We start from the raw sequence: 18,814 nt of genomic DNA, 5'->3' as shown, positions 1-18,814 counted from the left end.
CCTATGGCGACAAAGCTGCAGATCTGGAAGCAAGCTCTGGTTCACCTGGAGAAGGCGACGATCACCACCCTTACCGACGATGTTGAGGCGCGATACGTCTTCGACAATGCTTGGGTGGGTGCGGTCGAAGAAGCCTTCAACTCGGGTGACTGGAACTTCGCCAAGGCATCGGCAGCTTTGTCGCCCAACGGCGCTCTTACGCCGGCTGTGGGTTGGGCATATGCCTTCGATTACCCGGCAGGCTGGCTGCGCACGGTGACTGTCTCGAACCGGCCCGACTTTGGCGCCTTCCACGACTATGTCGACCAAGGCGGAAACCTGCACGCCAACACGCCGACGCTCTATCTGCGCTTCATCAGCAGTGTGAACGCGGCTGACGACAAGATTTCGACCTGGCCGACGATGTTCTGGCGCTATGTGGCGCTGAAGCTGGCCTTCGACACCTGCGGCAAGCTGACGTCTGGCGACACACTGGAAGACAAGCTTGGCAAGCGCATGGAACGTGCCTTGATGCAGGCCAAGAACGTCGATGCCCGCAACGAGAACAACAAGGTCATCGAGCCCGGAACCTGGCTTCGTGCGCGTCGCGGCGGCGGTGGCATCGGCGGCTCGCGCGACAATGGCGGGACGCTTGTCGGCGGGCAGATCACGTTCGGCGAGGGCGACGTCTGATGCCTCGCGTTTCGGCCCCAGTCTACTCCCTGAACGGCGGTGAGGTCGGCGAGGAAGCGCTTTCCCGTCTCGACCTGGAGCGCATGCAGTTCGCGGCGGCGATCAGCTCGAACATCCTGCCCCGTGTCGTCGGTTCGATGACCCTTCGGCCCGGTCTGGAGCATATTGCAGACATCAATCTGGGCGATGTTCGGCTGCTCGAATATTCCTTCGCCGGCTCGAACGCCTCGATGCTGGTGCCGATCCTCTCGAACAATGAAATGCGGATCCTGAAGGACAACGCATTCGTGTCGCGCGTGGCTGTCTCGACCGCGATCACCAACGGCGACTTCAATTCCTTCACAGGCTGGACGAATGCCAGCGCTGCCGGCGCATCCGCGAATGTGTCGGGTGGCAATCTCGTGCTGACCGGCACGACGCAGGGCCGCGCGGCAGCTCGCCAGACCATCACTGTGGCCGGTGGTGACCAAGGCAAGGAGCATGGCCTTCGTGTTGAGGTCGTTCGCGGCCCAGTGTGGGTCCATATCGGCACAACTGCCGGGGCAAGCGACGTCCTGCCTCTGTCGATCCTTGACGACGGCGACCATTCGATCGCCTTCACGCCCACGACCGGCAGCATCTTCCTCGAACTCTACACCGACAACGCCAGACAGGCGCTCGTCACCCGCTGCCAGATCGATACGGCAGGGACATTGATCCTTGCTACGCCGTGGGCGACGGCCGATCTGGCGGAACCTCGGCACAAGCAGAATATCGATGTGCTCTATCTGGCTTCGCGCCAGTTCCAGCAGCGCGAAATCCAGCGCCGTGGCGACACGAGCTGGGGCGTCCAGCGCTACAAAGTCGATGACGGCCCCTTCGTGGCCGCCGACGGGACTGTGGCACTGACGCCTTCGGTCTATACCGGCAACGGCACGCTAACGGCCAGCAGGCCTTACTTCGAAGCGAGCATGCTCAACCGCCTGTTTCGGCTCTTCCAGTCCGGCCAGACTGTGCAGGAGAGTTTCACGGCTGCACCGGCCAATGGCGCTTCAATCCGTGTCTCCGGCGTTGATGCCGCGCGCAGGTTCTCGTTTCAGGTGTCAGGCACATGGGTCGGCACTGTCCGGCTTGAGGTTGCCACCGACGACGGTAGCGGCAACCCCGGCGCCTGGAGCACGGTGAACACCTACGCGGCGAATGTGGGGCCTTCGAACTATACCGACCCTGACGACAATGTCGTGAAGTTCTTCCGCTTCGTGGCCGTCGCCTACACCAGCGGCACCATCGACACGACCCTGATTTACACGGGGGGCAGTCAGGTGGGCGTAGCGCGAATGACAGGCTACACCAGCGACACCGTGGCCAGTGTCGAGGTGCTGAGCCGCTTCTACTCCCTGAACCCGACATTCGAATGGGACTTCTCGACCTGGTCGGACTATGACGGGTGGCCGTGGGGCATCGAGGCGTTCGGCGGCCGGCTCTACTGGGGCAAGGGCGACTTCGTGCACGGCTCGGTGCCCGACGCCTTCCATAGCTTCGACGACAATGTCGAAGGCGACAGTGCGCCGATCTTCCGCTCGATCGGCGCCAGCACCGACAGGGGCATTCTCTGGCTGCTCGGCCTGCAGCGCCTCATCGCCGGCACCGACAATTCCGAGATTTCGATCAAGTCATCGAGCTTCGATGAACCACTGACGGCGTCGAGCTGGTTTCCGGTCGATGGCTCGACGCAGGGCAGCTACGACCTGCGGGCGGTCAAATGCGATAAGGACGGCATCTTCGTTCAGAGCACGGGCTTGCGTGTCTTCGCGCTGATCGCCGAGCAAGGCACGCTCGATTACAGCGCTATGGACCTGATGGCCATGCACGAGGAAATCTGCGGCGGATCGCCGATTGTGAGCGTGGCGGTCCAGCGCCAGCCCGATACGGTGGTGTGGTTCATCCTGGAGAACGGCGAGGCTCGCGCCTTGACCTATCGGCCTTCCGAGAAGGTCGTCGCCTGGTCGCGTGTGCTGACTGACGGCCAGTTCAAGCAGGTCATTGCCTGCCGTGGTAAGGGACAGGACAACGTCTACTTCGCGATTGTCCGCAACGGGACGCAGCGTCTCGAAAGGCTCGCCGATCTGAAGGACTGTCGGGGCGGACAGGTGAACTGCCTGGCCGATGGCTTCAAGCGCTTCACCACCACCGCCAGCCAGACGACTTTCGCCGTGCCGCACCTCAACGGCAAGGGTGTCACTGTCTGGGTCGATGGCTCTGCGGTTCACGATCAGGACAATCTCCACTCGGTCACTGGCGGGCAGGTGGTGTTGCCGCCACAGCCTGCCGGCAAGGCCGTTGTAATCGGTCTTCCCTATGTCGGGCGCTGGCAGTCGACGAAGCTTGCCTACGGGGCGGCCAACGGCACAGCGCTGTTCAAGAAAAAGCGCGTCTCGCAACTGGGCATGTATCTGGTGAGCACGATGCTGGACGGCCTGCGCGTCGGCATGGACTTCGACAATCTGCGACGCCTCACCACGACGAAGAGCGACAAGCCGATCGCACCAAACACGCTGTTCAGCAGCTACGACGCCGACATGATGTCTATTTCCAGTGACTGGAGCACCGACAGCCGTCTGTGCCTGGAACAGCGTTCGCCATACCCGTTCACCGCCGGCTCGCTCGTTATGGACGTACAAACCAATGGCTGACATCCGGCCGGCCGACGACATCGACTTCGCCCGGTTCTATGGCGGCGTGCAGGTCACAGGCCAATGGATCGGCCGCGCCCTGTGGCGCCGTCGGCTCCTGGCTGGTTTCGGCTGTGTCATCGAGACAGCGGAAGGCGAGTGGATGGCCTTCCTGGAAGTGCCGGCCGAAGCGCGGAAGCCGTTCATTTTCCGGCACATCCTGCAGGTGCTCGGCGAGGTCAAGAAGCGGGGCGCTCGCGTGATCAAGGCGACGTGCGACACGTCGATCCCGAGAGCGGAAGCCTTGATGACGAAGCTGGGCTTCAAGCCAACAGACGAAATGCTAGACGGAAAGGTGGTGTGGCAATGGGTTTCCTGACGCCTGTCCTCGGGGCAATCGGCACCATCGCGAGCATCGGCGGCACGATCATGTCCGTTGCCGGGGCCATGCAAGAGGGCCGCGAACAGAAGGCCCGGTTCCAGTACGAACAGAAGGTCGCCGCGATGCAGGCGGACGAGGCAGCGGCGGCAAGCCAGCGTGACGCCATGGCCCGCTATCGCGAAGGCAAGCACCTGTTGTCACAGCAACAGGCGGCTATCGCCGGTTCAGGCGGGAACATGACCGATCCGTCGGTGATCAAGATCATGGGCGACACTGCCGAGCGGGTGGAACTGGCCGCCGAAACCGACATCTACAAGGGAGAGCAGCAGGCGCGCGGTTACAACGACGCCGCCAAGGTCGCCGGCTACAACGCCGAAAGCGCCATGCGCGCGGCGCGCATCCGGGCGGCGGGCAACCTCTTCTCCGGCATGTCATCGATGTTCAGCCGGTTTGGCGAGAGCAACAAGAAAACCCAGACCTCGACGTCCGTCTCTCTCCCGTATGGCTAATGGTGAATAGCGCATGGTGAACATTCCTACCGCCCGAGACGTCGCGTACAATAACCCGCGTTCGGGCCGCATTGCCAATTCCGGGCCGACGCCCATGGTCGGCGCTGCGATGCAGGATGCCGGACAGGCCGTCGTGCGGGCGAGCTACAACCTGTTGGACCTCGCCGACCGTGAGAAGATCGACGTCGCCAACGACCGCTCGAATGCCGTCTCGACCAGCCTGACGCGGTTTCTCGCCGATGAGGAACAGCGTTTCCTCAAGGCTCGCGAAGAAAGCTCGGAAAGCGGTATCGGCTTCACGCGCCAGTTCATGGAAGGCCACCAGCAGCGCGCCAACGATTTTGCCAAAGCCAATTTCGAAGGCCTGACCAAGGACGCCCAGACGGGCTACCTGAACAACATCCTGTCGCGTGGCAACGCACTGTTCGAGAAGGCCAACAACTTCGAGAACACCACGAAGTCGGCCTACTACGACCGCACCACGAACACCAACCTCAGTACCTATCGGACCCAGATCCAGAACAATGCCGCCAGCTTCGAGGATTTGAAGCGCCAGGGCCTCGAGGCGATCAACTCGGCGAACATGCCGGAGCCGTGGAAGGCTGAACGCCGCCAGAAGTGGGAGGCCGATGCAGCCGAAAGCAAATGGCGTTGGAAGTTTCAGCAGGATCCACAGACGGCAATCCGCGACATCAAGGGCATCAAGGTCGACACGAAGGGACTTGCGGGCGCCATCCAGCAGACCGCGGAGCAGCTCGGCATCGATCCTGTCGACCTCGCGACGGTCATGTCTTACGAAACCGGGGGCACGTTTGACCCATGGATCAAGGGGCCGACCACCAAATGGGGCACCCATCGCGGGCTGATCCAGTGGGGCGAGCCGCAGGCTGCGAAGTATGGCGTCACCAAAGACATGCCGATCGAGCAGCAGGTTGCTGCTGCCGGCCAGTATCTGCGCGATGCCGGCGTCAAGCCGGGTATGGGGCTGATCGACATCTATTCGGCGATCAATGCCGGCGCACCTGGGCGATACGACCGCTCGGACTATAAGGCCGGCGGCGCGCCTGGCACGGTTGCCGACAAGGTCAAGTTCCAGATGGAGGGCCATAAGCAGAAGGCTGCAGCGCTGTTGGGCGGAACCTACACGCCCGCAACCGGTGACCCTGATCTCGACGCGATCCCGCACGACCGCCGTGACCAATTGGCCTCATGGGGCGAGACGGAATACAGCCAGCAGGTCACGCAGGAGCGCGCGGCGGCAAAGGACAACTACAGCCTTCTGATCAAGACCGAACCCGACCAGGTGCGGGAGAGTGTCATCCTAGCCGACACGACGCTCGACAACGGCGACAAGGCCGAATTGATTGGAGCTCTGCGCACCGCGCAGAAAGACAGTGGCGACGTCAATGCCATGATCAAGGCCATGGCGAGCGGCGACGTCTCGGTGAACTCGTTCGACAACGACCAGACCAAGGTTGCCGACAAGACCTACGACCAGTTGATCGCCCGGGCCGAAGATGCTGACCAGCAACAGGCCATCACGTCCGATTTCATCGACCGCACCAAATACATCCCCAAGACCGTTCAGGCCATGGTTCGCCAGGGTGTGGCGTCGACCGATCCGGCGACTTTCGCGAAAGCCATGTCAGCGGCCGACGCCGTCGAGCGTATTGCGCCCATCTCGTTCGGGGCTTTCGAAGGCGGCGCACAGGCGCGCGACAAGCTGGCCGTATTCCGGCACCTGGTCAACGACCGGGGCCTCAGCGGCGAGGAAGCAGCGACCCGCATTATCGCGATGGCCGATCCGGCGGTGAAGGCCAAACGGGAAGTGCTCAAGCCGGAGCTTCAGAAGTTCGTCAAAGACCTCACGGTTGCTGACGTGACTGCTATGTATGACCCAAGCATCTTCACGTCGGAGCCTGGCGCCGGCATCATTCCCGATCATCCAGTCGGCCTACTGACAGAGTACCGAGAGATTGCCGAAGAAAAGTTCTACGAGATGGGCGGCGATGCTGGTTCGGCAAAGGCGGCAGCACTCGCCGACCTGAAGACCCGTTGGAACGTCAGCAACATTTCGGGCAAGCCGAACCTGATGCGTATGCCGCCCGAGCTGCACTATCCGGCAATCGGCGACACGCAGGACTATCTGCGCGAAGATGCCATGAAGACCGCCAGCGACTACGCCGCCAAGTTCGGCCGGAAAGTCGAGAACGTCGCGATCCTGGCGAGTGACAAGACCCGCGCCGACATTGAGGCCGGCGGAGTCAAAGCAGGCAGGCCACCACGCTATCGCCTGTTCTATCAATACACCGAGGGCGGCCAGGTACAGTACGATGAAGTCCTTGGCCCGCCATGGGGTGTCACGCCTGCCACGATCAAGGAACTGAGCGACAAGGCCGCAGGCGAGGCCAAGGAACGCTTCCTAGCGACCCGTGGGCGCAATGACGCGGCCAACGACGCCGAACGCGCTGGCGAGGCTGCTGCTGCCCGTGCTCTTGATGAAACTGTCGGTCCTGACTGGATGAAGGCGCGAGCCGCAGAAGGTGCACGCGAACTCGGCCGGTCGGAAGCAGCCACTATCCGTCGCCAGCCGTCTGATGTGCCGGCAGCACCTGGACCGATCATTGATCCCAAGACGCTGCCCGACAGTCCGGGCATGGCGCGAAAGCGCACGATCGACAAAGCTGTGTGGGGTGACGATGCCGCAGATTGAGTATCCCGATGAACGTCCGGCGCTCGGCACCTTCCGTGCGCTGGACTACACCCCAGAAGAGCCGGAGATTGCCCCGGACACCATGACAATCTTGGGCGCTGCCTGGCGGCAAGACCACACCATCGGGTCGGCCAGCAACAACAAGATGGCCGGGATTGACCGGGCAACGCGAGACGGGCTCACCGGCGAAGAGGTCTGGAGCGAAATCCAGGGCACGCCCTATGAGCAGCATTGGGACCGGCTCGCCGGCGTCTTCAATCGGCGAGCCTTCACGGCGCTGAAAAGCCAGATCGACATGGAGCGGGAAGACCGGCGCATTCTCGATGCTGGCGGATGGACTGCCGTGGGAGCGCAGTTTGGCGTGTCATTGTTCGATTGGCCTTCCCTGCTGCCGGGCGGCGCTCTGGTGAAGGGCGCGACGACTGGTGCAACCATCGCGCGGACCGCTGTCTCAACCGGCCTTGCCGGCGCGCTTGGTGCTGGTGTGTCGGAATTCGCGTTGCAGGCGACACAGGAGACGCGGCCTCTCGAAGAAAGCGTCCTTGCCATTGGCGGCGGTGCGGTTCTGGGCACGCTGCTCGGCTCCGGCGTCGGCGCGCTGTTCTCTGCCGCCGAACGTAAGGCAGCGCTGGCCTCGGTTGATCATGTCAGGGCACAGCCTGACGACGACGGCGCGGCGCTGGCTGACTTCCGGGCTGGCTTGGCTGAGGGGCAGAGCGCTGGCGCTGCTGCGGTCGAAAAGCCTGTGCTTGAAGACTATGACATTGCCAAGGGCGCCAAGGCGGTGGGCAAGGCTACTGCGCAACTGAACCCACTGACGCGTGCAGCTCACAGCCCGTCGGCGGTGCATCGCGCGAACATGGCCGATATCGCAGAGACGGGCTATTACCTCGAAAAGAATGTGCGCGGCGAAGGCAACCTGGCCGTCGAAAGCGCCGTGAAATACTGGGACCGGGGCGCGCTGACCAAGGGCCTGGAGGAAACGCAGGCCATCTACGCCGAAGCGCGCAAGACAGCTGATTTCGACATGACGCCTGAAGAGTTCCGGACGGCAGTCAGCAAGGCCATGCGCCGGGGTGACGTCGGCGACAACGACGTCATCAGCAAGGCTGCATCGGTCTGGCGCGAAAGGCTTTTCGAGCCGTTGAAGCAGGCGGCAATCGAGGTCGGCTTGCTGCCGGCGGACGTGAACGTCAAAACCGCAGTCTCCTACCTGACCCGCATCTGGAATTCGCCGCGGCTGAATGCCGGTGAAGCCCGCTTCAAAAGCATCGTTGGCCCATGGATTGATGAGCAGCTTGCGCAACTCGAGTTCAAGGCGGACGAGATCCGGATCGGCAACAAGATTGTCGATGCCGACAAGCAGCGTGAAGCGCTGACCAAAGCGACCGATCGGCTCGAAGGCCTGGAAGATCGACTGACCCAACGGCGCGGCATTCGTGATCGCAAGGCCGCTTCGCTGGAAGGGTTGCGCAAGACCCGCCTCGATGTGCTGAAAGAGCGCGCGCCGGCCGATCTGGTGAAGCGCCTTCGGAACATGGACGAAAACGCGGTCATGGTGGATGCGGTCAAGGAAGTCCGCAAAGCCGAGCGCGCCGCAGGCCGCAAGCAGTCCTTCGGCGAGCGCAGCCCGGTTCTGGCGCTGATCAGGAGCAAGGGCGGTGTCCGTATCGGCTCCAAGCTCGACCAAGCCTTGCGGGCAATGGACGTCACCCCGAAGACGCATCCTGGCATGTTCAGGAAGGAAGGCGGCATCGGCGACCTCGACAACTTCGTCCAGGCTGAAGACGCCATGTTTGCGAACCTGCCAGGCGACGGGGCCGGCTATGTCGACGCAAACGCTGTGCTTGACGCGATCCGCGGCGAACTGGCTGGGGTGCCGCTGCGCACCGCCGACGAAGATGCTGCAGCCGCACTGCTCGACAACCTCGACAAGGTGGCCGCGAAGTGGCTGGAAGACGTCGGCCTGCCGCCGAATGCGTCGGTCAAGGAAGTCCGCGATTTCATCGATCGCGTGACTGGAGCCGAAAAAAATCTCGATGGCATGGACAGCCGGATTTCCCGGCTCGAAAGCGAACTCGCCGACTTCGACGCGGCCGGCGACAAGCTGGTCAATGAACGCGAGATTTCGGCCATGGAAGCCCGCACGTTGAGCGAGGGCCTGACCAAGCTGGAGCTAGAGTTAGACGGGGTGCGCGACCTCGCTAACGCCTCGCCGCGTGTCAGCCTCGTCGTCGACTATGCCACGACCAAGCGCGACCTGTTCAAGGCAAAGCTGGCCGAGCGCTCGTTGCGCAAACGCGTCGACGCGCTGAAGCGCATGGAGGCCGAAGGCAAGGCCAACGATGACATGCTGGCCGAGCTGGCCGCCAAGTCGGTTGACCTTGAGCGGATGCAGGCTGACATCGGCGGGCTCAAGGTGAAGGCTGACAAGCTCGAACCGATGGTGCCGAAGGTCAAACAGGAGATCCCCGAGTTTGTCTCGCCACAGGACCGGGCCGATTATGTGAATGGGATTGTCGACGATATCTTTGACCAGCTCACCGGTCGGGCCAATCAGGGCATGCCGTCCTATGACATGGTGATGTCGTCGCGCGGGCCGCTGAAGGAACGCACCTTCAACATCCCCGACCACCTCATCGAAGAGTTCCTGGAGCACGACATTGAGCTCATCGCGCGGCGCTATGCCCGCGTCATGGCGGCCGACGTCGAGTTGACGCGCATGGATCAGCGCCATGGTGGCCCCGGCAAGCCGACGCTGCAGGCCCAGATCGATCGTCTCAAGGACGATTACCGGTCACTGCGAGAGCAAGTCGAAGCTTCCGACCTGGGCGCGGACGCGAAGGCCAAGGAACTCAAGAGGCTCAAGAACCGCGAGAAGAGCGACGTTGAGGACTTTTCCAGCGTCCGCGATCTGCTGCGCGGCCAGTACAAGGTCGACAGCCAGCACACGAACTATGCCCGCGCGCTGCGCGCAGCCGGCACGTTCAACTACATCCGCCAGCTTGGCGGCGTTCTCGTTGCTTCGGTGACGGATGCCGTGCGGCCGGCAATGGTCCACGGTCTGGGCCGGTACATGAGCGAAGGCATCGCGCCGCTGTTGTCTAATCTCGACGCGGTAAAGCTTTCGATTGCCGATGCCAAGACGGTGGGTGCAGTGACAGAGAGGATGACGCAGTCGCGCATTGCGACAATGGCTGAACTCGCCGATCCCTATGCACAGAACAGCCCGTTTGAGCGGCTGATCGACAACATGGGGACGCTGTTCTCACGCATGTCGCTGCTGTCGTGGTGGAACGACATGCATAAGTCCATTGCGTCGGTGCTGGTGCAGAACCGTATCCTGAAAAACGCCGCCCTCGGCGACTATGCCAAGCTCGACCCAGACGAGCGCCGTTACATGGGTTTCCTTGGCATCGACGAACACATGGCTGAGCGGATCGCCAGGCAGTTCGATCAGTTCGGCGAAGTCGACGGCAACGTCCACATTCCCGGCATCGAGCGATGGGACGACGAAGGCGCGCGCCGCGCCTTCGCCGGCGGCCTCAACAAGGACGTCGACAGCATCATCGTCACCAAAAGCGTGGCCGATGTCCCACTGTTCGCTCATACCCCGACAGGCCGGGCACTGCTCCAATTCAAGACTTTTGCCATTGCCTCGAACCAGCGTGTTTTGATGCGAGGTCTTCAGGACGGGCCCGGCTCGATGGTCACCGGCATCCTTGGAATGTCGACGCTGGGAATGGCCGCTTATTACTTCAAGCAGAAGGAGAGCGGCCGGGAGCTTTCAAACAACCCGGGCACATGGATTGCCGAGGGTTTTGAGCGCTCGGGCATTCTGTCTGTCGGCATGGAGATCAACAACACGTGGGAGAAAATTGGCGGGCCGGGCTTCTTTGCGCTCGCCTCAGCGACAGGACGTCTCGCGGTGCCCGGCGCCGATGGCCGCCAGCCGGCATCTCGATATGCCAACCGTGACGCCTTCGGCGCACTCCTTGGCCCTTCATTTCAGTTGGGCACGGATGCGGCGCAACTGTTGGGTGTTCCGGCTCGGGGGCTGTCTGGCGACCTCGATGTTTCGCCGGCCGACGTTGGGCGAGCAACAGGAATGATCCCGTTTGCCACGTTGCCATACTGGCGCTGGATCCTCGAAGGCGGCTTCAATATGGACGAATGGAGCGGCTTCAAAGGTGTCGAGCCTTCCCTGAAGGAACTGGCCGACTAGCAGTTGTCGGCCAGGGTCATACCCCGAGGACCGCAGTCACCACCAGGCCCCCACTTCGTTGGCATCAAACCGGTTGCGCCCGCGACGATCAAGAAAAGAAACGCTGCCAAGAACACCGCCAGGAAGACGCCGCCCCACGGGGCCGCATCCCTGAGATGAAGCCAAGCAAGCTCAAGTTTCCCTGCGGGTTTACCCATTGAAAGCCCATCCCAAACCGACCTGAACAGCTCGCCACGGCGGGCCGCCTTCCGTTGAGGATAAAACATGGCCACAGAATTTGACAACTCATTGCATTGGGGCTTCTTCCTCACCGGAACGACGCTCACCAGCGAGACTGGCAAATATGTCAGGGTGTCCGAGCTGGTGTTGTCGGCGTTGCGCGCGGCCGGCGTGTTCAGCAACATGGTCGACGGCACCGTCGCACCGGCAACAGACAAGCTCTGGCTGGACAAGAACTTCGATCCTGCTGTCCTGAAGGAATGGGACGCGACCGGGGCTTCCTGGGTGCCAATGACCTATGGCCGGCTGTTCGGCCGCGCCGCTGTCGATAAGCTCACGGTGACGGGCGGAACGGGCAACGCTGTCGTGGTTTCCCAGCCGATAGGATTTCAGGCAAACCGCCTCTACCTTGTGACGCCCACGGCTGACAACAGCGGCGCGACCACGATCAATGTCGCGGGTGTGGGCACCTATGCTGTGAAATACGGCGACGGCTCCGACGTTGGGGCGACCGAATTCACGACCGGAAGGCAGGCTGTACTGTTCTTCACCGGGGCTCGCTTTGAGGTGGTCTTCCCGCTCAACGAACTGTCATCCGCCGTTCTAGCTGCGCAGGCGGCGCAGGCTGCGGCAGAAGCCGCCGCGACGAGCTTAAACCTGCCAGCCATTCAGCCCGGTGACGCCAGCAAGACACTTGTCATCAAACAAGATGCGAGCGGCTATTTGCTCTCCCGCACATGGTTCAACGTCCTGGCATTTGGCGCAATTGGCAACGGTGTAGCGGACGACACTGTCGCCATTCAGGCCGCGATTGATGCAGCGGCAGCCATCGGGGGCGGGACCGTCTATTTCCCTGCTAGCAGCTACCTTGTGTCGGAGGGGTCGACAGCCACTGTAGCCATCATGGTGAGCACAAACGATATTTACTTGGCAGGCGATGGGGCGGGTGCGAGCATCATCAGGCTCGCCAATAACCAGAACTGCAACATCATCAGTGTCGACGGCGGTGCCTCTCTGCTTACCGGTGGGGGCATTCGCGGTCTTGAGATCGACGGAAATCGCACAAACCAGAACGCTGGTCACGGGATCCGGCTGGACTGGGCATCCAACTTCGTCATCCAGGACTTTTACGTCCACGATGCCTATCACTATGGCATCGGGGCGCAAGGCGGTGAAATATCCGGCGTCACCATTACGCGCGGCCTGATCAAGGATACCGGCGGCGACGGCATCGACTTCAAGAACCTCGAGGACATCAATCGCGCCAACTTCATCAGCGACGTGACGGTCGTTAATTTCGGTCTCGACACCGTAGGTTCACCAACCCAGGCCGGCATCGACTGTCGAGGCCCGGTGCATATTTCGAACATAGCAATCAGTGGCGCTCCTGCTGACGGAACCGGTGTGCGTTTCCGGCAGGGCGAACTGCTCGATTCTATGGGTTTTGGCGCGCATCGCTCATCGCTCAAAGGCTTCGATATCCGCATGGGGGCGGCGGCAACTGGCCTCGGTGTCAACGTGTTTGCCCGCGACGTCGTTGTTTCGGACGGTTACGTTTCAGGCGGGCATCGTGGCGTCCAGGTCGGAGAGTTGCGCTGCCGCGTCTCTCAGGTTACCTGCGAAGGCACTGCTAGCGAGGGCTTTCACACCATTGAAAGTGCGCCATACGAAGGCGACGGGGCAATCTTTACGGCGTGTGTGGCACTGAACAACACGCTCCGTGGCTTCAGGGCGACGGCAGACGGAACCCAGTTCATCGGGTGTCAAGCAATCGGCAACGTCGGCCACGGCTTCCTGATCGACGGCGCGGCTGATGGAACAAAGATCATCGGCGGGCGCGCCAATGGCAACGGCGCAAATGTTGGAAATTCCGGGACCAACACGATCATCAGAAATCTTGAAGGCTTCAAGACCAGCGCCAATCTCATCAGCGGGTCTCTCACCCTGGACAGCACAGGGAGCAAAACCGCTGTGATCCCCCATGGCCTTGGAGTGACGCCGGCCCTGCAAGATGTAGCCCTCACGTTCCTGCGCGAAACCGCAGTTGCCGACCACGGGATCGCCTTTTTGCAGGTCGACGGTGTCGACGCCACCAACGTTAATGTCAGGGCGCGCGTTTCGACGGCCAGCGCGACAGTTGGCGCAACCTTTAAGATCGGTGTGAGGATCGACGCCCTGGCCGGCTAGGCCAGACGGAAGACGCCCATGCAGCCACTGCAACCGGCAGCCAGGAAATCTGAGCCCATTCCATCGATGGCGCCTCGCGCGACATCATAATCGGGGAAATCTGCCTTGCCGTTCCGGTGGTCGATGAAATCATGAAACGCCACGTACGAGCCGGGCAGGAGGACATCGCGCAACAGCGATGATACCGCTCGAACGGGCTCGTACTGGTGGCTGTGGTCGACGAAGGCGAAGCCGAATTTCCTTCCCTCAGAGCGCAGCCCTTCAAGCCATGCCCCGGCTTCACTGACGTTGCATTCAACGTTCGTGTGGTCGTGTTGCGCCAAAGACTTGGCAGCGATGCCTGAAAGCTTTGGGTCCATATCCACGGACAGAACCTTACGCCCTGTATCGGCCAGTGCCCTGCTCAAGATCGATGCTGAGAGCCCCCTATTCGTGCCAATGTCCAGTACGTCGCCTTCGGCAAAGTAGGCGAGCTCGTACAGTTTTGCTGCATCTTCTCGCCTCAGTGAACCTTTGATCGGCATGGCAATCTTGACCGAGCCCTCTTCCAGGGGGGCGTTCAGTAGATGCGCGTGGAAGTCATCAATGGCCGCTCCGTCGAAGCGATGGACAGGAATATAAGGAGCCGGCGCCTGCATCGCATGGAAGTGGTCAAGAGTGGTCATCATCGCCCTTTTTTGATCGACGGTCGAACTACCCGCACTCGTAGCGGGGCGATTTGAGAATTTCAATCTGAGCCGGGCAATTCTCCCGTCGCCGGCCAACACCCACAATGGAGCATCACATGGACCGCAATTTCGCGCGGGCGCTAACGCTCGTCCTGAAACATGAAGGGGGCTGGTCGGACCATCCGGCCGACCCTGGCGGCGCCACCATGAAGGGGGTGACGCTGGCGAACTTCCGCCGATACGTGAAGCCGGACGCGACCAAGGACGATCTGCGCCGGATCACCGACGAGCAGTTGGCCACGGTCTACCGCCGCTTCTACTGGGACGCCGTGCATGGCGCCGAGCTGCCCGACGGCGTCGATTACGCCGTCTTCGACTTTGCCGTGAACAGCGGGCCGGGCAGGGCGGCCAAATATCTGCAGGGCGTCGTCGGTGTTGTGCAAGACGGCCGGATCGGCCCGGCCACCATCGCCGCGACCAAGGCCATGATGCGCGCGACCGTCATCAATGACCTCTGCGACAAGCGCATGAAGTTCCTGCGCGGGCTCAAGACCTGGCCGACATTCGGCAACGGCTGGACCGCTCGCGTTTCCAGCGTTCGGGCCGACGCGCTGAAGTTGGCCGCGCCGCAACCCGCTCCTATTCCCGCACCCATTCCAGCGCCCGCACCTGAGCCAACGCGTGGCTGGCTGTCCCGCGTCCTCTCCCGGCTCTTCTCGTAAAAGGAAATAGACATGTCTCAGCAACAGAACTTCCTTGGGCCGCTGATCGCCGGCAAGGTGCTTGAAACCGTCATCGGGCGGGTGCTCGACAAGGTGGCGGTAAATCCGAAAATCTCGCTTGAGCCGCAGGACGTGCCGGCAGTTCGCGAAGTGGTGGCCGACACCGTGCGACGCGAACTCGAAGCGCGAGAGCAGCATTCAACCAACAGCGAGCCCGCCTATCAGTCTCGCGTTGCACAGGGCTCTGTCGCCTCATTCCTCGGCGCCGCGGCCCTCTTCGCAGAGCTATGGACGAATGGCGTCCCCGATGCGCCTACGCTCTATGTCGCCCCCGTCACCATCCTCTTCGGTTCGGTGTGGGCGCTCTATGGGCGGTTCATCGCCAAGAAGCCTGTGGGAGCATAAGGCATGCAGGACTTCTTTGACATCTTGGGCATCAAAGCTTCCGTGCTCGCGGCCGGCCTCTTCGGCGGCGTCCTGCGGGCGCTGTCGCATCGGCATTACAAGCTGCGGGAAATGTTCGCCTCGCCAGTGTGCGGCGCAATCGCGGCGGCGTATCTGACCATGCCGACGGTCTACTATCTGCGATCGATCAACTGGCCGCTGCCGGACGATCCCGCCGCCACGCATGCGACCGCGTTCTTGATTGGCGTGTGTGCGATGTGGATTTCCGATATCGCTTTTGATGTGGTGATCCGAAGGTTCAAGGGCATGCCGCCCGGGTGATCCAACTTCGAACACAATGCGCCTTCATCGGGCGCTGGCGGGATTGTTTGAGTTCCCGCCTCAGGCAACAAGCCCCGCCGCCGCAAGGTCGCGGGGCTTTTTTTGCGTTATGCGCCAGTTCGACGTTGGTGCCGCCGGATCGATTTCCCGATCGCTCTTTGCTGCTTTCCCGAAATCTTGCGCATAGGCGTGGGCTTTCGAGGATCACTCGTAGGCGGCTTTCGACGAATGAACAGATAGATCAGCCAGGATATGAACGATCCAAACACGACGACTGCAAGGACGCCAGAGCCGCCTATACCCTGCCGGCTTCCACCTATCCCTCGACTTCTGCCGCCTCGCCGAGCGAGCGCCGGTGAGGCGATCAGCGCAACCGGAATCGCAAGCATTGCCCGCCGACTGATTATCCGCACCATGGCCGCTTCATCTTCGGGCGCCAGCGGATGGCGTGGCCCTCCTGCAAGAGCACATTTTCAGCCAGCTTGCCGTTTCCGAGCCTGACGCGCACGAGCGGCCGGCGCTGATCGGTGTCGTCGACTTGACCCGTGTCCTCGATGCGCACGCCGCCAGGATCGCGCAGCAATTCGGCCAGCCGCTTCTTGGCCTCCTTGCCAAGCATGCGTTCGCGGGCGCACTTCGCAAGCCCGCCTGTCTCCGGTGTATCGATACCCGACTTGAACGGAACTCCGTCGCCGATCAGGCGCATGTTCTGGCCGTTGCACTTGATGGTGTCGCCATCCACCGCGCTGAGCTGCATGCACGAAATGACCGTCGCCGCTATGAGCGTAAGCATAGGAAATCCCCCCGGATCGCTACGCTGGTTGTTGCACGTACCGGCGCCTCTGCCAATCATAGACCATGCCTGCCGGGCGTGCGAAGCGGCGCGATATCTCTTTGGTGCCCTCGTTCATCGCTTGCTGACGCTTGGCCTTCCTGATGCGAGGCAAGTCCTCGGTGTGGGTCTTCACCTGGGCGCAGTTATAGTGAGCCGGCCCGCAGTTGGTGTTGACGTCCTTGCCGAGTAGGGCAAGGGCCCGCTTGTGTTCAACGATCCACCGGTCGTTGTGGCGGTGGATCGGCCGACCGCAGAGGCAACAGGGCGCGACGTTGTGGCCGGTGCAGTTCTCGGAAAAGATGTGCTGCCGGCGCTTGTCGCTCATGCGCTGACGCGGTGTGTTGAAGGTCATGAGCGGCCTACTCTTCAATGGTGAGCGTGTGGTGAGTTGGCAATTTCGCCAAGCTCGATCAAACATCACAAGTCATTGAAAAGATTGGCGCACCCGACAGGATTCGAACCTGTGACCTCTGCCTTCGGAGGAAAATTTTACAGCTTTCATCAACGTTTCTCTTTGCACGCCGTAGCTCTCTATCACTTTGATTCTACGTATTTATTTTGACACCAGCGCCGAATTTTGTAGGCTATGACAGGTCGAGATTTTCTCCTGCCTGCTTCCGTGGCGCTTCCGCGGAAGCAGGCGGGAAGGTGCAAGAAGGCGACATATGGCCAGACTGACAAAGCGCGTTGTCGATGCCACCGAAACACGTGGTGTGGATTATTTCATCTGGGACGACGAGTTGCCCGGGTTTGGACTACGCATATTTCGGTCAGGAAAACGAAGCTACCTCGTCCAGTACCGCGCCGCCGGCCGTACCCGCCGCTATACGATTGGGATTCACGGCGTATGGACGCCCGAGACCGCCCGTCGTGAAGCTCGAATGCTTCTCGGAAGAATCGCCCAGGGCGAAAACCCATCCGAGGAACGGCGCCTCGATCACCAAGCCATCACTGTGAAGGAACTTTGTGAGCGATATCTCGAAGATGCTGACAATGGCTTGATCCTAGGCAAAGCGCGCCGACCTAAGAAGATATCTACGCTGACGATCGACAAGAGCCGGATTCGCCGTCACATCGTCCCACTTCTGGGCACCCGTCGCGTCAAGGACATCGCTTCCACCGACGTCAACCGCTTCGTCCGGGACGTCACGGCCGGACGGACCAAGGCCAATGTGAAAACGAAGGCGCGAGGTCGCGCAATTGTTCGTGGTGGAGCCGGAACAGCCGCCCGTGCACTAGGGTTGCTCGGCGGCATTTTCACATACGCAATTGAACAAGGGATTATTGAGAAGAACCCAGCCCACGGCGTCAAGAAGCAGGCCGATCGTATCAAAGATCGCCATCTGACAGAGCAGGAGTATCGCGAACTCGGAGTGATTTTGCAGAGGGCTCGAAAGAATGTCGCCTTGGGCACTTCCGTCGCAGTGATACGGTTTCTCGCCCTTACGGGATGTCGGAGAGGCGAAGTGCTGAGCCTGAAATGGGCGGAGGTGGATGAGGAAAATAGCTGCCTTCGATTTGAAGACAGCAAGGAAGGAACCTCCGTAAGGCCGGTCGGGCTGTCCGTTCTGGATTTGACTGATGGTCTTAGGACTGATGAACCGGGCACGTTCGTTTTTCCAGGAACGGCCGAGGGCAAATCGCTGGGTGGCTTTCCAAAATATTGGAAAAAGGTTCTCAAGGGGACGACGCTTGAGGGCATAACACCCCACGTGCTCCGCCACAGCTTCGCCAGCATCGCCAACGATCTTGGATTTACGGAAGCCACAGTTGCCGCGTTGCTCGGTCATTCTCGCAGCACAGTCACGAGCCGCTACATCCACACCATTGATACTGCACTGATCATGGCGGCTGACACAATCGCGGGCTACATCGATGGACTGCTGGACGGCGTGCAGTTTAAGCGAACTTCCTACGCTCTCGATCGGACGGCAAGACAGGCCGCTCTCTCACGCTTGTTTTCTGAGGTCGTGACAAACGAGACTGCCGACGTCGAAGCGCGTGCAGCGTAGCCAATAATGATTTTCTGTTGTGCAATATATAACTGCCTACCTCAAAATAATTCAAACTCGTCATCTTCTACAGATATACAACGCCTGAATTGCTGAATCGTCATAGGCAACATCCAGTTGGTGGGCGCAGAGAGCCCAGTTCCCTAAAGTCGAGATCGTAGGGGTTGCCTCTGCGCCCCCACGGGCCGATCAGACCTTGCTAGGTGACCGACTCATAACTACGCAACCAGATGCGGATTGAAGCAAGCTGGACGGAAGCGAGGAAGTTGTCGTCGCGCTTGTCGTAGCGGGTG

The 18,814-nt window shown here is 61.2% G+C and carries 14 protein-coding genes; 11 read left to right on the top strand and 3 right to left on the bottom strand.

Annotated elements, in window-relative coordinates; all coding sequences use genetic code 11:
• The first annotated feature begins 3 nt into the window (after nt 1–3).
• From HNQ95_RS29445 to HNQ95_RS29415, 7 genes are all read left to right on the top strand, one after another.
• Complete coding sequence (locus HNQ95_RS29445; protein WP_182575883.1) at nt 4–672, top strand: phage connector family protein; 669 nt, start codon at nt 4–6, stop codon at nt 670–672.
• The gene (locus HNQ95_RS29440) at nt 672–3,344 is read left to right on the top strand and encodes a phage tail protein (RefSeq protein WP_182575882.1); all 2,673 of its coding nucleotides are present in this window, start codon (nt 672–674) and stop codon (nt 3,342–3,344) included. Before HNQ95_RS29445 ends, HNQ95_RS29440 begins: the two co-directional genes overlap by 1 nt.
• Nucleotides 3,337–3,702 (top strand): hypothetical protein, encoded by a 366-nt coding sequence (locus tag HNQ95_RS29435; protein ID WP_182575881.1) that lies wholly within the window; start codon nt 3,337–3,339, stop codon nt 3,700–3,702. The genes HNQ95_RS29440 and HNQ95_RS29435 overlap by 8 nt, the downstream gene beginning before the upstream one ends.
• Complete coding sequence (locus HNQ95_RS29430) at nt 3,690–4,214, top strand: hypothetical protein (RefSeq protein WP_246341042.1); 525 nt, start codon at nt 3,690–3,692, stop codon at nt 4,212–4,214. Before HNQ95_RS29435 ends, HNQ95_RS29430 begins: the two co-directional genes overlap by 13 nt.
• A gap of 13 nt (nt 4,215–4,227) precedes the next feature.
• A complete protein-coding gene (locus tag HNQ95_RS33850; RefSeq protein WP_246341041.1) occupies nt 4,228–6,927 on the top strand; it encodes a hypothetical protein in 2,700 nt (899 codons plus the stop codon).
• A complete protein-coding gene (locus HNQ95_RS29420; protein ID WP_182575880.1) occupies nt 6,914–11,152 on the top strand; it encodes a hypothetical protein in 4,239 nt (1,412 codons plus the stop codon). Before HNQ95_RS33850 ends, HNQ95_RS29420 begins: the two co-directional genes overlap by 14 nt.
• Nucleotides 11,153–11,416: 264 nt before the next feature.
• A complete protein-coding gene (locus HNQ95_RS29415) occupies nt 11,417–13,558 on the top strand; it encodes a right-handed parallel beta-helix repeat-containing protein (RefSeq protein ID WP_182575879.1) in 2,142 nt (713 codons plus the stop codon).
• Here HNQ95_RS29415 and HNQ95_RS29410 read toward each other — a convergent pair.
• On the bottom strand, nt 13,555–14,226 hold the full coding sequence (locus tag HNQ95_RS29410) for a class I SAM-dependent methyltransferase (RefSeq protein WP_182575878.1): 672 nt from the start codon (nt 14,224–14,226) through the stop codon (nt 13,555–13,557). The two genes, HNQ95_RS29415 and HNQ95_RS29410, sit on opposite strands and share 4 nt — an antisense overlap.
• Before the next feature lie 116 nt (nt 14,227–14,342).
• Between HNQ95_RS29410 and HNQ95_RS29405 the strand changes: the two genes are divergently transcribed.
• The 3 genes from HNQ95_RS29405 to HNQ95_RS29395 are packed head-to-tail and all read left to right on the top strand — an operon-like array spanning nt 14,343 to nt 15,674.
• A complete protein-coding gene (locus tag HNQ95_RS29405; protein ID WP_182575877.1) occupies nt 14,343–14,948 on the top strand; it encodes a glycoside hydrolase family 108 protein in 606 nt (201 codons plus the stop codon).
• Between the two features lie 12 nt (nt 14,949–14,960).
• Nucleotides 14,961–15,353: a hypothetical protein gene (locus HNQ95_RS29400; RefSeq protein WP_182575876.1), complete on the top strand. Its 393-nt coding sequence runs from the start codon at nt 14,961–14,963 to the stop codon at nt 15,351–15,353.
• A gap of 3 nt (nt 15,354–15,356) precedes the next feature.
• Entirely contained in the window at nt 15,357–15,674 is a 318-nt protein-coding gene (locus tag HNQ95_RS29395; protein ID WP_182575875.1) for a hypothetical protein, read from the top strand.
• 403 nt (nt 15,675–16,077) lie between these two features.
• On the opposite strand, the gene HNQ95_RS29390 is transcribed toward HNQ95_RS29395, so the two are convergent.
• On the bottom strand, nt 16,078–16,467 hold the full coding sequence (locus HNQ95_RS29390; RefSeq protein WP_182575874.1) for a thermonuclease family protein: 390 nt from the start codon (nt 16,465–16,467) through the stop codon (nt 16,078–16,080).
• A gap of 19 nt (nt 16,468–16,486) precedes the next feature.
• Nucleotides 16,487–16,861, bottom strand: coding sequence for a hypothetical protein (locus HNQ95_RS29385; RefSeq protein ID WP_182575873.1), 375 nt, complete (start codon nt 16,859–16,861; stop codon nt 16,487–16,489).
• Nucleotides 16,862–17,174: 313 nt separating this feature from the next.
• Between HNQ95_RS29385 and HNQ95_RS29380 the strand changes: the two genes are divergently transcribed.
• The gene (locus HNQ95_RS29380; RefSeq protein WP_154385834.1) at nt 17,175–18,521 is read left to right on the top strand and encodes a tyrosine-type recombinase/integrase; all 1,347 of its coding nucleotides are present in this window, start codon (nt 17,175–17,177) and stop codon (nt 18,519–18,521) included.
• Nucleotides 18,522–18,814: the final 293 nt, after the last annotated feature.

Origin of the sequence: Aminobacter ciceronei (assembly GCF_014138625.1) — a bacterium.
Lineage (GTDB): Bacteria > Pseudomonadota > Alphaproteobacteria > Rhizobiales > Rhizobiaceae > Aminobacter > Aminobacter ciceronei.
This window is presented reverse-complemented; position numbering and strand designations above follow the sequence as displayed.

Excerpts from the sequence above, each read along its gene's own strand:
- HNQ95_RS29445 (WP_182575883.1), top strand. The coding sequence starts at position 4 with ATGGCGACAAAGCTGCAGATCTGGAAGCAAGCTCTGGTTCACCTGGAG.
- HNQ95_RS29440 (WP_182575882.1), top strand. The coding sequence starts at position 672 with ATGCCTCGCGTTTCGGCCCCAGTCTACTCCCTGAACGGCGGTGAGGTC.
- HNQ95_RS29435 (WP_182575881.1), top strand. The coding sequence starts at position 3,337 with ATGGCTGACATCCGGCCGGCCGACGACATCGACTTCGCCCGGTTCTAT.
- HNQ95_RS29430 (WP_246341042.1), top strand. The coding sequence starts at position 3,690 with ATGGGTTTCCTGACGCCTGTCCTCGGGGCAATCGGCACCATCGCGAGC.
- HNQ95_RS33850 (WP_246341041.1), top strand. The coding sequence starts at position 4,228 with ATGGTGAACATTCCTACCGCCCGAGACGTCGCGTACAATAACCCGCGT.
- HNQ95_RS29420 (WP_182575880.1), top strand. The coding sequence starts at position 6,914 with ATGCCGCAGATTGAGTATCCCGATGAACGTCCGGCGCTCGGCACCTTC.
- HNQ95_RS29415 (WP_182575879.1), top strand. The coding sequence starts at position 11,417 with ATGGCCACAGAATTTGACAACTCATTGCATTGGGGCTTCTTCCTCACC.
- HNQ95_RS29410 (WP_182575878.1), bottom strand. The coding sequence starts at position 14,226 with ATGATGACCACTCTTGACCACTTCCATGCGATGCAGGCGCCGGCTCCT.
- HNQ95_RS29405 (WP_182575877.1), top strand. The coding sequence starts at position 14,343 with ATGGACCGCAATTTCGCGCGGGCGCTAACGCTCGTCCTGAAACATGAA.
- HNQ95_RS29400 (WP_182575876.1), top strand. The coding sequence starts at position 14,961 with ATGTCTCAGCAACAGAACTTCCTTGGGCCGCTGATCGCCGGCAAGGTG.
- HNQ95_RS29395 (WP_182575875.1), top strand. The coding sequence starts at position 15,357 with ATGCAGGACTTCTTTGACATCTTGGGCATCAAAGCTTCCGTGCTCGCG.
- HNQ95_RS29390 (WP_182575874.1), bottom strand. The coding sequence starts at position 16,467 with ATGCTTACGCTCATAGCGGCGACGGTCATTTCGTGCATGCAGCTCAGC.
- HNQ95_RS29385 (WP_182575873.1), bottom strand. The coding sequence starts at position 16,861 with ATGACCTTCAACACACCGCGTCAGCGCATGAGCGACAAGCGCCGGCAG.
- HNQ95_RS29380 (WP_154385834.1), top strand. The coding sequence starts at position 17,175 with ATGGCCAGACTGACAAAGCGCGTTGTCGATGCCACCGAAACACGTGGT.